This is a genomic window from Arundinibacter roseus (genome assembly GCF_004348825.1).
GTDB classification, from domain to species: Bacteria; Bacteroidota; Bacteroidia; order Cytophagales; family Spirosomataceae; genus Arundinibacter; species Arundinibacter roseus.
In genome coordinates this window covers 121,421-134,941 of the sequence record NZ_SMJU01000012.1, presented here as the reverse complement: position 1 = coordinate 134,941, position 13,521 = coordinate 121,421, and the positions used below count along the sequence as shown (strand labels likewise).

The 13,521-nt window shown below is 46.5% G+C and carries 11 protein-coding genes; 5 read left to right on the top strand and 6 right to left on the bottom strand.

The features are described from left to right. The first annotated feature begins 1 nt into the window (after position 1). A complete protein-coding gene (locus tag EZE20_RS18390; RefSeq protein WP_132120409.1) occupies positions 2 to 565 on the top strand; it encodes a Crp/Fnr family transcriptional regulator in 564 nt (187 codons plus the stop codon). A 72-nt stretch (positions 566 to 637) separates the two neighbouring features. Next, a complete protein-coding gene (locus tag EZE20_RS18385) occupies positions 638 to 1,867 on the top strand; it encodes an MFS transporter (protein ID WP_132120407.1) in 1,230 nt (409 codons plus the stop codon). A 13-nt stretch (positions 1,868 to 1,880) separates the two neighbouring features. On the opposite strand, the gene EZE20_RS18380 is transcribed toward EZE20_RS18385, so the two are convergent. Further along, positions 1,881 to 2,642, bottom strand: coding sequence for a hypothetical protein (locus EZE20_RS18380; RefSeq protein WP_132120405.1), 762 nt, complete (start codon positions 2,640 to 2,642; stop codon positions 1,881 to 1,883). Between the two features lie 14 nt (positions 2,643 to 2,656). Beyond that, a complete protein-coding gene (locus EZE20_RS18375; RefSeq protein ID WP_228713872.1) occupies positions 2,657 to 3,301 on the bottom strand; it encodes a glycosyltransferase family 2 protein in 645 nt (214 codons plus the stop codon). A 225-nt stretch (positions 3,302 to 3,526) separates the two neighbouring features. Here EZE20_RS18375 and EZE20_RS18370 point away from each other — a divergent pair, with 225 nt between their 5' ends. The 3 genes from EZE20_RS18370 to EZE20_RS18360 all read left to right on the top strand — a co-directional run bounded on the left by EZE20_RS18370 (position 3,527) and on the right by EZE20_RS18360 (position 5,954). Beyond that, entirely contained in the window at positions 3,527 to 4,441 is a 915-nt protein-coding gene (locus EZE20_RS18370; RefSeq protein ID WP_132120403.1) for a pirin family protein, read from the top strand. Between the two features lie 163 nt (positions 4,442 to 4,604). Then, positions 4,605 to 5,033, top strand: a complete 429-nt coding sequence (locus EZE20_RS18365) for a VOC family protein (RefSeq protein WP_132120401.1) — start codon at positions 4,605 to 4,607, stop codon at positions 5,031 to 5,033. Positions 5,034 to 5,081: 48 nt separating this feature from the next. Beyond that, complete coding sequence (locus EZE20_RS18360; RefSeq protein WP_132120399.1) at positions 5,082 to 5,954, top strand: aldo/keto reductase; 873 nt, start codon at positions 5,082 to 5,084, stop codon at positions 5,952 to 5,954. An 81-nt stretch (positions 5,955 to 6,035) separates the two neighbouring features. On the opposite strand, the gene EZE20_RS18355 is transcribed toward EZE20_RS18360, so the two are convergent. The 4 genes from EZE20_RS18355 to EZE20_RS18340 form a co-directional block, all read right to left on the bottom strand. After that, positions 6,036 to 6,941: an NAD(P)/FAD-dependent oxidoreductase gene (locus EZE20_RS18355; RefSeq protein ID WP_132120397.1), complete on the bottom strand. Its 906-nt coding sequence runs from the start codon at positions 6,939 to 6,941 to the stop codon at positions 6,036 to 6,038. Between the two features lie 141 nt (positions 6,942 to 7,082). Then, positions 7,083 to 9,563, bottom strand: a complete 2,481-nt coding sequence (locus EZE20_RS18350; protein ID WP_132120395.1) for an outer membrane beta-barrel family protein — start codon at positions 9,561 to 9,563, stop codon at positions 7,083 to 7,085. A gap of 201 nt (positions 9,564 to 9,764) precedes the next feature. Beyond that, positions 9,765 to 10,595 (bottom strand): AraC family transcriptional regulator, encoded by an 831-nt coding sequence (locus EZE20_RS18345; protein ID WP_132120393.1) that lies wholly within the window; start codon positions 10,593 to 10,595, stop codon positions 9,765 to 9,767. Positions 10,596 to 10,698: 103 nt separating this feature from the next. Continuing rightward, positions 10,699 to 13,392 (bottom strand): cation-translocating P-type ATPase, encoded by a 2,694-nt coding sequence (locus EZE20_RS18340; protein WP_132120391.1) that lies wholly within the window; start codon positions 13,390 to 13,392, stop codon positions 10,699 to 10,701. Positions 13,393 to 13,521 lie beyond the last annotated feature (129 nt).

Sequence of the window (13,521 nt, the reverse complement as noted above, 5' to 3'; positions counted from 1 at the left end):
AATGAATGAATTGTTTGCCTACTTCGACCAATTCTACCCGCAGACACCGGAAGCGAAACTGGCGCTTGCCGGGGTTTGTAACGTAATTTTTCTAAAAAAAGGAGAAATTTTACAACCCATCGGGCATACCTGCAAGACCATCTATTTTATAAAATCAGGGGTAGCCCGAATCTATTATTACAAAGATGGCACCGACATTACAGAATACTTTGCCTTTGAAAATAACCTGATTGTAAGGGTCGAAAGTCTGTTTACAGGCATGCCGTCAAAAAAAGCAATTCAAATTTTGGAGGACGCCGAAATGGTGGCTATTCAGGCTACTAGTCTTTTTGAACTTTACGACACTTTTCCACGGATTGAACGACTTTTTCGCCTGATTTTTGAAGCCGCTCATGTCGAAACCATCCACCGCATGGAAAGTATTCAGTTTCATACAGCCGAAGAACGGTATCAGGCCTTGCTTCTTCATCCTGACATTATTCAGCGAATTCCCCTCAAACACATCGCTTCCTACCTCGGAATCACGCAGGTGAGCCTGAGCCGAATCAGGGCGCTGCGAAGGTGATTATTTAACATTTGTAAAAGGAATCGGTACCTCAAACGGGGACATTTGTAAACAACCTTTTGGAGCTTTACTATGTCCCTTGTAATACCGATTTCACCGCTCACAGCTCGTCAGGGCCTGAAAGAAAACTGGCAACAATTTACGCTATTGGTCATAATCAACGGCTTCGTAGGAGGAATGGTTGGACTGGAACGCACCATTTTGCCCCAACTAGCCGAACAAGAATTTGGCATTGCTTCAAAAACAGCGATCCTATCGTTTATTGCTGTTTTCGGACTGACAAAAGCCATAACCAATTATTTTACCGGGCGGCTTTCTAACCGTTTAGGACGAAAAAATTTACTGCTCGTTGGATGGGTATTTGCCCTTCCGATTCCATTTATGCTAATTTATGCAACCACCTGGAACCATATTGTTTGGGCTAACATTCTGCTAGGTCTGAGTCAGGGATTAACATGGAGCAGCACTGTACTCATGAAAATTGATCTCGTGGGCGACAAAGACCGTGGATTCGCAATGGGTCTCAATGAGTTTTCGGGCTATTTGGCCGTTGGACTTGTTGCTTTTTTATCGGGCCTCACCGCTACTCATTTCGGCATCACGCCTTATCCGTTTTATTTGGGAATAGTCATTTCCATTTCAGGCTTTGTTTTAACACTTTTTTGGGTAAAAGATACGTTGAGGTTTGTTTTGCAGGAAAGCGCTAAAAGCGTTCAGGAAAAAGTATCGAAAGTTTTTCTTGAAACTACATTAAAGAATAAAACCCTCAGCGCTGTCACGCAGGCAGGATTGGTCAACAACCTCAACGACGGAATGATGTGGGGCCTTTTGCCCGTCTTGCTTTTTGGACTACATTTTCCCGCAGCGCAGGTAGGAATTCTGACGGCAATATATCCGGCAGTTTGGGGAATTAGTCAACTTTTTACCGGGAAAATGGCCGATATATATTCCAAAAAAGCCATGCTTTTCCAGGGAATGCTCGTGCAGGGCATTGCCATTATTTGTATTCCTTTAAGTAGCAATTTTTACGTGTTGGGACTTCTTTCGGGTGTTTTAGGCCTGGGAACGGCACTTGTGTATCCTACATTTCTGACAACAATTGCTCAGGTTGCCAATCCCAGCCAACGTGCCGAGAGTATTGGCACATTCCGCCTGTGGCGGGATTTGGGCTATGTATTTGGCGCCATCATTTCGGGAATCACCGCAGATGCTTTCGGAATTCTTTCTGCCATTTTTTTAATTGGTGGATTAACAATCCTTTCGGCAATTGTGATTCAGGTACGAATGCCCTCGAAAACATAACTTTCAACTCCCCTCATTTGTGCCTGAACCAACAGGTTTCGTCCGAAGTTTGATAGGCTTTAAAAACCGTATTTACCGGCACTCCGTGACGCAGACGATCCGAAAAACGGGTACGTGCGAGATAATTAAACGCTCCCATGTCTCCTGTGTAGGCAGTAGTATTGTTGTGATTATACTGAGTATGAATGTGATGCAATGCTCCGATACATTCAGTCATCACAGCGCGGCTACCGCCGATAATTCCGCAGTTGAGCAAAGGAGAATCTTTCCATTTCTCTTCAAACTGGGCATAGTCCGCAATTTGGCTACGGAGATGCGTGGAATGTGCTTTCATCCAGTCATTATCCAAATTTTTGGGTTCATCACCACAAAAAAGAGTGGTTGGATGTAAATAAAAGTCAGGATCAGTAAACGGATTTTTGAGCACCACTACATCCGATACATCCGTAAAAAATACATGGGCAATTTGCGGTCCTTCACGTTGCAAAAATTCGTGATATATCGTGTAGCGATATACGTTAGGATTCCATCGGGTATCGTACGAAATCCGAACCAACCGCAGATGCGCACTTTCCATAGACTCACAGAGAGCAGGACTCAGATTGTTATGAAAAAGAACGCCCCGCAACTGCAACCGACGAAGGGAATCAGCCCATGCCAAAAATGGTTCAGGATCGTTATCAGGCAGTATTTCGGTACGATTTACATCAAAGACACCCGTAATCAGGCAAGCTGCGATGAGGTTTTGTCCGGCAGAAGTATCCTCTTTTTTCATGAACTTTTGAAGAATTAAACTAGTCGGCTTTTCATTACGGCACACGTACTGTTCGGGATATTTCGGTAGTAAATGTAGGTTTTGAGATCTACTTTTTTAACGTTGAAATAAAGAGAGGCATGCTCAAAAAAGTGCGCATCAGCCGCATATTCCCGCTGGAATTTCAATTGGGTAAAAACCTCTTTCCGGCCAAAGAGCGTCGCAAATAAAATGCACTCATCTACATGAATCAGTTGGTTATGATCATTTTTGTCAGGCACGTAATAATCATATTCTTCATCCACCACAGTTTCGGTAGTTGAAGCGATCAAATCGGCGTATTCCATTTCGTTCAGGCAGGCCGACAGATGATTGGGTTTGTACTCATCATCGGCATCGAGCATCGTGATATAGGCACCATTACAGATCAAAATTCCGCGATTGATAGATTCCGATTGTCCGCGATTGGAGTGCCGCAGGTACACAATTTGCTGCTCATGCGAAATACAATAATCCAAGAGGTCGGCATGCGTGTCGTTGCGGCTGCCGTCGTCGATTATTATCAACTCAAAATCCTGAAACTCCTGATTCATTACGGAGTCCATAGCCCGCTTGATGAGCCTGAAATCAGTATTATAAACCGACATCAGCACGGATACTTTTACAGCACTAGTTACCACTTACTTTTTAACGTTATGATTCACAGGGGGTTTACTCTTTACCAAACCACAATTAACAAAAGTTTGGCAGACTGTAAAGCGGTTGTTTGTCTTAATGTTTAGAAAAAAAGCTGTTTTCTTTTCATTTTTCTTCGAATTTCCTGCCTTTGATTGAGTTCATAAACCAATACTTGGCAATGTGCTCAGAATGTTGGAAATTTAAATTGAAACAACTCCATAAAAACAATGCTGGAACATGTCATAGAAGCCCGTAAAGCAAGTATTGGTCCCGGAATGGACGTTCGTCGCATTTTGCCTTTTCGGTTACGTCGCATGCTGGGCCCCTTTATATTCATGGATCATGCCGGGCCCGTCACGATTCAGCCCTCGGCTGCTACTAAAATGGATGTTTTGCCACATCCGCACATCGGTCTTTCTACGGTTAGCTACTTGTTTGGCGGACAGGTGACACACCGCGACAGCACCGGCGCACAGCAGATTATCCGGCCGGGCGAAGTAAACTGGATGACCGCCGGAAGCGGAATTGCTCATTCTGAACGATTTGAAGACCCCGCTACTCTTGCCGGCGGAACCCTGGAAATGATTCAAACGTGGGTGGCGCTTCCTGAAAAAGACGAAGAAGCTGCTCCTTCTTTTGACAACTACCAACCTCATCAATTGCCAATCATAACGGATACGGGTGTTTGGATGCGGCTGATTGCGGGCGATGCCTTCGGACTCAAAAATGATGTAAAAACGCATTCCCCACTGTTCTATCTGCACGTTGTTTTGCAGCCTGGCGCCCGGTTTGGCTTACCCACAGGGCCTTCTGAGCGTGGTATTTACATTGCCAAAGGCAGCGTGGAGGTTTCAGGAACGACCTATCCGGCCGGCCAATTACTCGTTTTTTCAGCCGGAATTGACCCGATCATTCAGGCAAATGAAGCTACTACCCTACTGATGCTCGGGGGCGAACCACTCGGCGAACGTTTTATTTGGTGGAACTTTGTATCCTCACGCAAAGAGCGCATCGAACAGGCGAAAGCCGATTGGAAAGCGGGCCGTATTCTGCTTCCACCTACCGACAATCTGGAATTTGTACCCCTGCCCGAAGACCGCTCCCGCCCCGCCGGAAGTCCGCCACCACAGGCACTTTCCTGAGTAGATTGAAGGGTATCAATCAACGCTACGCTTTACAACAGACAATTTTCAAATCATGGCCTGGTGAATAAAACAGGTATTTTTTGTGTATTTGTAGCAATTTCCAACCTAATTTTACGTCAAGCCCTATTCTCACGCATCCATCTATTTCAAACAAAAATTCATGAGCAAATTGACTCCTTTTCACGTGGCTGTGCCCGTGCATGATCTGGAAGCAGCCCGAAAATTTTACCGGGAAGTCCTTGGCTGTGGCGAAGGTCGAAGTGATACGCATTGGACTGATTTTGACCTCTTTGGTCATCAATATGTCATTCATTACAAGCCAAAACCTGCCGAAGAAGTGGCGCATCATTTCAATCCTGTGGATGGGCACGATGTGCCGGTACCACATTTTGGAGTAGTGCTCGAATGGGATGCCTGGCACGCGCTGGAAGCCCGCCTGCGTAGTCACAACATTCAGTTCATTATTGAACCCTACATCCGGTTTAAGGGCCTGCCCGGCGAGCAAGCCACGATGTTCTTTCTGGACCCTTCGGGTAATGCCCTGGAATTCAAATCTTTTCAGGACATCAATCAACTATTTGCAGTATAGACTTCTAACAACTTCCGGCTCATCGCCGGAAGTTTATTTCTTAAAATTATGAACAAACCTTCCTTTTCCAGAATCATTGCCGGTACTATGTCGTGGGGTATTTGGGGTAAAAATTGCAATCAACACGAAATGATTACCCTTTTGAATACCTGTCTGGAAAACGGTATTACAACCTTTGACCACGCGGATATTTATGGAGACTATACCACCGAAGCGGCTTTTGGCGTAGCCTTTCGGGCAAGTGGGCTACGGCGCGAAGAGGTGCAGTTTATTTCCAAATGCGGCATTCAGATGGAATCACACGAGCGCAAAAATGTAGTGAAGCATTACGATTATTCCAAAAACTACATCATTTGGTCCGTTGAACAGTCGCTGCAAAAACTACAAACTGAGTATTTGGATGTATTGCTGTTGCACCGCCCGAGCCCGCTGATGCAGGCCGACGAGATCGCAGCGGCGGTTGAGGAGCTCAAACAGGCGGGGAAAATTGTGGATTTTGGGGTTTCAAATTTCAGTCCTTCCCAGGTAGATTTGATTCAAACAAAAATTAAAATTAATTACAATCAAATTCAGTTTTCGGTAACTCACCCGAATGCCATGCTAGACGGGAGTTTGGATCACATGCAGATGAACGGCATCCAACCGATGGCATGGTCGCCGCTCGGATCAATTTTTACCGAGGACGACTCGCATGCACAGCGCGTGAAATCCCTGGCTTCGTTCCACGCCCTGACCTACGAAGTTCCGGTAGATGTGCTGCTCCTTGCCTGGATTTTGAAACATCCCGCCGGAATCCTGCCCGTATGCGGCACAGCCGATGCAGGCCGGATTTCGCAACTTATGCGCGCCACTACCGTTGAGCTCAGCTTGCAGGATTGGTTTGCGCTGTGGCAGGAAAGCAGGGGCGTGCCGGTACCGTAAGAGATTTTTTCCAGGTATGTACTCCTGATTTCAGGCCTGAAACTTCAATTTTTCCAAAGAACACTTATTCAAAAAACAGTTTTAAAAGGATTCGTCAATAAGTTCTTTGTTCAAAAATGCACCTGCTTTGGTTCCGGCAGCTACGGCTGCCGAAACAGCTCGTAAAGGAGTAGTCGCATCACCAACTGCATATACGCCTGCTACGGTAGTCATCTGAAAATCATTCACCAAAACATGCCCCTGTGGGGTTAGTTCACAGCCTATGCGTTCGGGCAGATCGCTGTGTTGACGAAAATCACAGCGGGCAAATAGTGCTTTCAACGGAAGCGTTGCCTGATTCTTGAAATGAACTTCATTAATATATCCCTGTGAATGCTGCAAAAGCAAAATCTCTTCCTCAACAATCTTAATTCCATGATTTTTAAGCAATTGGGTTTGCTCTGAGGTGAGTGTAGAAGGGCCATTGGTCAATAAGGTCAAATTGGGGGACCAATTGCTGAGCAATCGGCTAAACTCAAAACCCATTTCACCGTTGGCCATGACTCCAAGTACCTGATGTCGAACTTCATATCCATGACAATAGGGGCAATGAAGTATGGATTTACCCCAACAGGCAGCAAATCCTTCCAAAGGTGGGAAGATATCTACGACGCCAGTGGCAAAAAGAATTTTTTTACCTAAAAATTGCTCTTCAAGTTCGGTTATAATTTCAAACTCCGAACCGACTTTTCTTCCATCTACCACTAACCCCGAATGAAGTTCAACGGTTGGATACGCGCGAACCTGCTCTTGTGCCTGTTGAGCAAGAAGGGAAGGCGAAGTGCCGTCGTGCAGCAGAAAGTTATGCGACGCAGGTGTGTAGCGATTACAAGGTAACCCACTATCAATAACCACAACCTGACGCAGCGAACGCCCCAAAGCCATAGCCGCCGAAAGTCCGGCGTAGCTCCCGCCGATAATGATAACATCCCATATTTTTCGTTCCATACCCAAGAATTCAGCTAATCGAATTTTGTAAAATTGCCAAGTATAAGAGCAAATATACAACATTCGCTTTCTACATGCAACAATGTTGCATATAGAAAGCGAATGTTGGTTACTTTTCCTGAAAATTTTTACACAGACGAATTAAAACTCTTTATCTCCAAACTCATTACCGGGCAGTTTGGCCCGTTTGCTCAGTTGCCGGAGCGAGTAACTTAGATTAATCAGAAAAATGTCTTTTTCGAGAATGTAGTTCGTGGTAGTGAAAAAATCGGCACCCCGGGTACTGATGCGCTGCTCGTTGGTGGGCAGCAGACCTAGGCTCATATTTTGCCATTGCGCCATGATTGTCAGGCGGTTAGAAAGAAAACTTTTCTTTATTGAAAAATTTGGAATCAGAAAACGGGAATCTTCTCCCTGCGCGGTGATTCGCTCGGATAAATAATTTACGTTAGCCTGCAGCGAAAGTGTAGGATTGAGCTGAACGGTAGAATTGGCGTTTACGGAGTACACCCAGGCCCGTCGGTCAAAGTTCACGCTATTATCAAACAGCGCTCCTTCCTGCGTGTAGCGATACACAGTGCCACCCATGAAAAGCTTCCATCGCGACGTAATTTTCAAGTCAGCGGCGAGTTCCAGACCCACTCGACGAGCCTGCCCGGCATTGGTAAAAATCCGGCTAAGAATGGTATCAGCATACACCCGATTGACGCGATTGATGACATTGGAAACTCCCTGATAGTAGAAAGTTGCCAGCAGGGTACTCGTTCCGGCTTCTTTGCTAAGGCCTATTTCGGCCAAATCCACAAACTCCGGCAGCAGGTTTGGATCGCCTTGTTCAAGCGTTTCGGAGTGCTCCCGCTCAGGCAGAGGATTCAATGCAAAATTGCTGTTTCGCTGCACCCGACGGCTATATCCGGCCTTAATCGCCACCCCGGCACCCGGCTTGTACTGCACATTGAACGAGGGAAATAAATTATTCAGGGTCAAAGAAAAGGCTTCGTTTTGAGGTCGGGTGAGCAGGTTTCGTACGGAATGCTCAAAGCGTAACCCAACGGTATATTCCAGGTTGGAGACCTTGGCACCAAACTGCGTGTACCAGCTATGGATAAAATTAGTGATCGAAATTCCGCCCGTAAATTCCGGAATTTGCACCAATGGCAGACGATTTCCTTCTTGTTGCAGGAACAGATAATCGCCAGAATCTTCCTGAAATCGATACTGATAGCCTGCTTCGAGCTTACCACCCCACACGGGCACGCTCCCGTCGAGCATCGCTCGAAAATTGGCAATCGGACGGTCGGTAGTAGAAATAGAATACTGCAGCGTATCTCTGAAATCAGTTTGGTTCAGGTTGCGGTTTTTGGTAAATCCACCAATATTATCCTGCTCAAAAAGCACCCCACTGCTAATCTGCGCCTTGTTTTTGAAGGTATGTGCGTAGTCGAGCGTGGTGGTATAAAAAGCGCCTTCCTTGCGTACTAGGTTACTGTTAAAGTAGTTGGCCCGACCAATAATCTGCTGCGTTTGGTTGTTGGTGGTCGTATTGGTATAAAAAATATCTGCGAGCCGGTCCTCCTTCCGCTGACTTTGGTACAATCCCAGGTTCCAGCTGTTGGATGCATTTGGGGTAAAGTTTACGGCCAGGCGATTGGTAAACGTCTGACGATCAAAGCTTCGCTCGCCAATGGACGGAAAACGTGTGGTGCGGTTTCCGATAGTAGTGGCCACATCGCCCTCGCGCCGCCCGGCCGCATCATTTCGGATGAAAGCCGAACTAAGCGTCAAATCCCATCGTGCGCTACGGAAGTTGAGCGTGCCGTCGAGACCGTATCGGCGGGGTGAAATGGCGTTATCAAACGAGTTGACGCTCGGCAGCCCGGCCAGGCCATTGACCAGCGCCGACCAGCCTAAATCGGCTCCCTGAGAAGTAATAATGGAGATAATTCCGGCTTTGCCGTCGGAGTCGAACCGGGCATTGGGCGTTGTAATGACTTCAATAGATTCAATGGTATTGGCAGGGAGTTGGTTGAGCAAGGTCCCCAGATTCGCCTGCACGGGCTTGCCGTTGAGCAGGACCAGAAAACCACTCGTTCCCCGAAGACTTACTTCGCCTTCGGCATTGACCGACAGCCCCGGCAGGTTACGCAGTACGTCAGTAGCCGTGCCGCCAGCAGCCGATTGAAATTGCCCGGCCCGGTAGGTTTGGCGGTCGGCCTTGATGAGCACTTCGGCGCGTTGACCGGTTACCCGAACTTCATCCAACAGCTTGGATTCGGCCTCAATCCCCAGCGTTCCGAGATCAAGTGCGCGCCCCCGATTCACATTAACATCCAGACTGAAAGGCTTATACCCGACATAAAAAGTTTTCAGCGTATAGTTTCCGGTCTTCACATTTGGAATAATATAGCGACCCATGGTGTCCGTTATGCTTCCCGAAGCAGCCGTAGAATCGCCCGTTGCGTACAAGGCCACACTTACAAAAGGAACAGGCTGACCGGAAACTTTATCGACCACAAGTCCGGAGACCTGCGCCAGCGAAAAGTGGCTACCTGCCAGAAGAATGATGACAAAGATTGATTTTAAAAAATAAGAAGTCCGCCACAAGCGTAAAGTCACGATCATTTTTTAAGAATACGTTAAGGAAATTTTTAGGGCTAGGTTTTAGGATATATTATTATACCCCTCATTATCAATACATTAATCAAAAAACAAGAAGCTAAAAAATCAGCGATGACGCCAGACTACTACTCATTTTTAGTTATAGCAAAATTCTGACAATCGCGCGGGCGAGTTGCGGTATATTTGAAAATAGAATGGTAGAATCTAACCTTGTAACCGGAAAGTAGCAGGTGTTTGTCCGGTATGCCGGCGGTAGTATTTGATAAAGTGGGAGCTATCGGAAAAATCGAGCAAACCGGCAATTTCAGAAACACTCAAATTGGTATAAAGCAACAGTCGCCGGGCTTCGTTGATGATGTATTTAGATAACGCCTCAGCTGCCGATTGACCCACGGCTTTGCGGCAGGCCGCATTCAGATTTTGGGGCGTGGTGTGTAGCTGTTCGGCGTAGTAGGATACATTATTTCGTAAAGATTTATCGGTGCTGAGCAGTTCCTGAAATTCCTGAAACAGGCTTTGTTTTTGCCGATTTTGGACGGAAACAGGCACGCCTGTTTGGACTAATTTTGACAAAATCACCTTCAACAAACCTTCCATAATGGGTGTATTGTTGTTTTCATCGGGGGAATATTCCTGCACCATCAATTGAAAAAGCTGCTCAACGGCGGTTTGCTCAGAAACCGAAAGGCACGCAAAAGCGGTAGATTGGGCCAGAACTTCGGGCAGCTGTTTGTCAAGGCTATTATCCACAAAACTTTTCTTGATGATCAACACAAATCCTTCCGGTTCGCTTTCCAGATCCCAGTGATGCACCTGCTCTTTCCGAACAAAAAACACCATCGGTGGCTGTACGGCATACGTTACCGAATCGATGGTATGAAAACCACTTCCTGCCGACAAATAAATGACTTCAAAATAGCTATTATGTTTATGAGGAATGGTCTTCCGAACCTGCTTTTTAAATGGAGCAATTTTTATTGTTTTTTCAAGAATTTTATCCTTTACCGGAAGCTCCGCCCCCCTCTCGTTTTTCATGAATGCAGGAAGGTGAATAAGATTTGACTAATGTGACCCATGAATGTATACATTTTCATGACAAATGATATTTTACTCATGTAGATCACAAAAATCACTTTTTCTACTCTTTCCCGGATTGCACAAGGTTAGAAACTGCTTTGTAGGTCTGCACCACAACCAACGGCAAGGCACTCGCTACCAGTGCTATAACCCACAAACGAACGGGCAGAATATACAACCCAAGTACTGTACGCAGCGAAGGAACCGCAAAAACAAGTGCCATGATTCCGGTACAAATCACGATGGCCAGCCACACAAACCGATTGCGGGTAACTTCGTTATTTACAATTCCCGAATCGGCAGATGCCATATTAAAAACGTGAAAAAGCTGGGCAAATACCAACGTCAGGAAGGCTACATTGTTCGCAGCTTTTTCGTCCAGTAAATGTCTGTAATCGGCATAAATCATAGCTCCCATCACGGCGGCGGTCATGGCAGCGGAGTAAATACCAACCGCCACCCAATCTTTGTTGGAAACAATCGGTGCCGCCGGATCCTTCGGTGGGTGGTTCATGACGGTATTGTCGCCTTTTCCTAACCCCAAAGCAAGGGCAGGAAATACGTCGGTAACCATGTTCAAAAACAGAATTTGCAAGGGCAATAAGGTCGAGGCGGGAGCCACAAAACCCATAACGGTCACGATCAGAATCTCACTTAAATTACAGGAAACCAAAAAAATAACGAACTTCTGGATATTCTGAAAAATCTCCCGCCCGTGCGCCACGGCTTCGGCAATCGAGGTAAACGAATCGTCTTTCAGCACAATGCTTGCCGTTTCTTTGGCTACTTGTGTTCCGCGCAAGCCCATCGCAATGCCGATATCCGCTTTTTTGAGCGCGGGCGCATCGTTGACACCGTCGCCGGTCATTGCCACAATATTTCCATCTTCCTGGAAGATAGCCACGATGTCAAGTTTCTGCTTGGGCGTGGTGCGTGCAAAAACAGAGGTTTCCAGAATCCGGCGCTTCCAGTCGTCCGACAGTTCTTCGGGCGCGGGTAGTTCGGTTCCGGTCAGAACCTGCTTTGTGCCGGCATCCACAAGCCCGACTTTCACGGCAATGTTAAGCGCCGTTTTTGGGTGGTCGCCGGTAATCATCACTACGTGAATTCCGGCATTTCGGCACGACAAAATCGCATCTTTTATATCCATTCGGGGTGGATCCAAAAACCCGATCATACCCGCAAAAACCAGCGAATTCAGAAAATCACCGGCATCATCATCTACATTTTCACGGTAGGCAAATGCCAGCACCCGCAACCCATCAGCGGCCAGTTCGTCCGAAATTTTCAGGATTTTTTGCCGTTCATTATCAGCAAGTGATTCTATTTCAGACTTTTGGAGAATATACGTACACTGTTCCAACAACTGCTCCACCGATCCTTTGGCAGCCACAAACGTACCATCCGGTCCATGATGCAGCGTTCCCATCATCTTGGTATCCGAACTAAACGGAATCTCAGCTTTACGCTTGTACGTTTCTTTTATCTCCTTCTCATTTTTCCCGGCAGCAGCTATCAACTGCAACAATGCCAACTCAATTGGATCTCCCGACGACTGTCCTTCTTCGCCTTCCTGATACAGGGTAGCGTCGTTGCAGAGGGTTCCAATGAGCAATATTTTTTGATATTGTTCCTCATTTTCAGCAGATAATTCATTTTCAAATTTAAATTTTTTGTCCTCAATACGCACCTTTACCTGCGTATCTGTAAATGAAAAAGTATCTACATAGATTTTATTTTCAGTCAATGTCCCCGTTTTATCTGTCAAAATCACATTCGTACTACCCAGAGTTTCCACCGACGAAAGGCGTTTCACAATCGCATTTCGTTTGGCCATCAGCAACATACCGTACGCCAGCGCTACGGTCGACACAATTGGCAGCCCTTCGGGAAAAGCCGCAACGGCAAGCGCAATGGACGTTTCCAGAACCAGGACCCACTCTTTTCCCTGTATAAATCCAGTGATTGCATACAGCACGATCACCAGTAGCGTAACCCAAATCAGGCGCTTGCTGAGTTCGGCTATTTTGCGGTCTAAGGGCGTTTCCTGTTCGCCGGATGCCTCCACGAGTGCCGTAATTGTTCCTAGTTGTGTATCGTGCCCGATACCTGTGACGAGCGCTTTGCCGTTGCCGTTCATTACAGATGTTCCTTTGAACAACATGTTATGCTGATCGCCGACGGTGGTGTCTTTGGGTAGTTTTTCCGTATTTTTTTCAGTCGGCAGCGATTCTCCGGTTAGCGAAGACTCGTCACATTGTAACTGATTTGCTTCGACAAGCCGGGCATCGGCGGGCACCACATCGCCTGCTTCGAGGAATATCAGATCGCCCGGGGTAATTTCTTCCGAAGGAATTTCCTGCACCTGACCATCCCGAATGACGCGCGAAAGGGTGACATCCATTTCTTTGAGCGCATTCATGGAACTGCGTGCCTGCAATTCCATCAAAAATCCGATGATTGCATTGATTAGAATAACCGCCAAAATAGCAAGCGCCTCCACCGTATTCTGGAAATAAAACGTAACCGCCACTGCCACAAGCAATAGGTACACAATCGGGCTTTTGAATTGCAGCAGAGCCATCATCCACAAACTTTTTTGCGCCTGACTCTCATAGGCATTTCGGCCAAAAGCTTTGGTGCGTTCCTGAGCGTCAGCGGGACTAAGTCCTTTTGCAGGATGACTTTTTATTTCCTCAACAACTTCGTCAACGGTCCGTGTGTGGGGTAATTCCAGTGGGTAGTTTATGTTCATTTTGATGGTTTTTATCAACTTTCGGGGAATGTAGAAGCCACAGCTGCGCCCTTATCAAATGTAGGACAGCGGCCTTGTACTTTCAAGGAAAACAGGAGAAAGAAAAAGTAAGAATGTGTAAGTGAACTT

Coding starts and splice junctions, on each gene's coding strand:
- EZE20_RS18390 (WP_132120409.1), top strand. CDS start 2: ATGAATGAATTGTTTGCCTACTTCGACCAATTCTACCCGCAGACACCG.
- EZE20_RS18385 (WP_132120407.1), top strand. CDS start 638: ATGTCCCTTGTAATACCGATTTCACCGCTCACAGCTCGTCAGGGCCTG.
- EZE20_RS18380 (WP_132120405.1), bottom strand. CDS start 2,642: ATGAAAAAAGAGGATACTTCTGCCGGACAAAACCTCATCGCAGCTTGC.
- EZE20_RS18370 (WP_132120403.1), top strand. CDS start 3,527: ATGCTGGAACATGTCATAGAAGCCCGTAAAGCAAGTATTGGTCCCGGA.
- EZE20_RS18365 (WP_132120401.1), top strand. CDS start 4,605: ATGAGCAAATTGACTCCTTTTCACGTGGCTGTGCCCGTGCATGATCTG.
- EZE20_RS18360 (WP_132120399.1), top strand. CDS start 5,082: ATGAACAAACCTTCCTTTTCCAGAATCATTGCCGGTACTATGTCGTGG.
- EZE20_RS18355 (WP_132120397.1), bottom strand. CDS start 6,941: ATGGAACGAAAAATATGGGATGTTATCATTATCGGCGGGAGCTACGCC.
- EZE20_RS18350 (WP_132120395.1), bottom strand. CDS start 9,563: ATGATCGTGACTTTACGCTTGTGGCGGACTTCTTATTTTTTAAAATCA.
- EZE20_RS18345 (WP_132120393.1), bottom strand. CDS start 10,595: ATGAAAAACGAGAGGGGGGCGGAGCTTCCGGTAAAGGATAAAATTCTT.
- EZE20_RS18340 (WP_132120391.1), bottom strand. CDS start 13,392: ATGAACATAAACTACCCACTGGAATTACCCCACACACGGACCGTTGAC.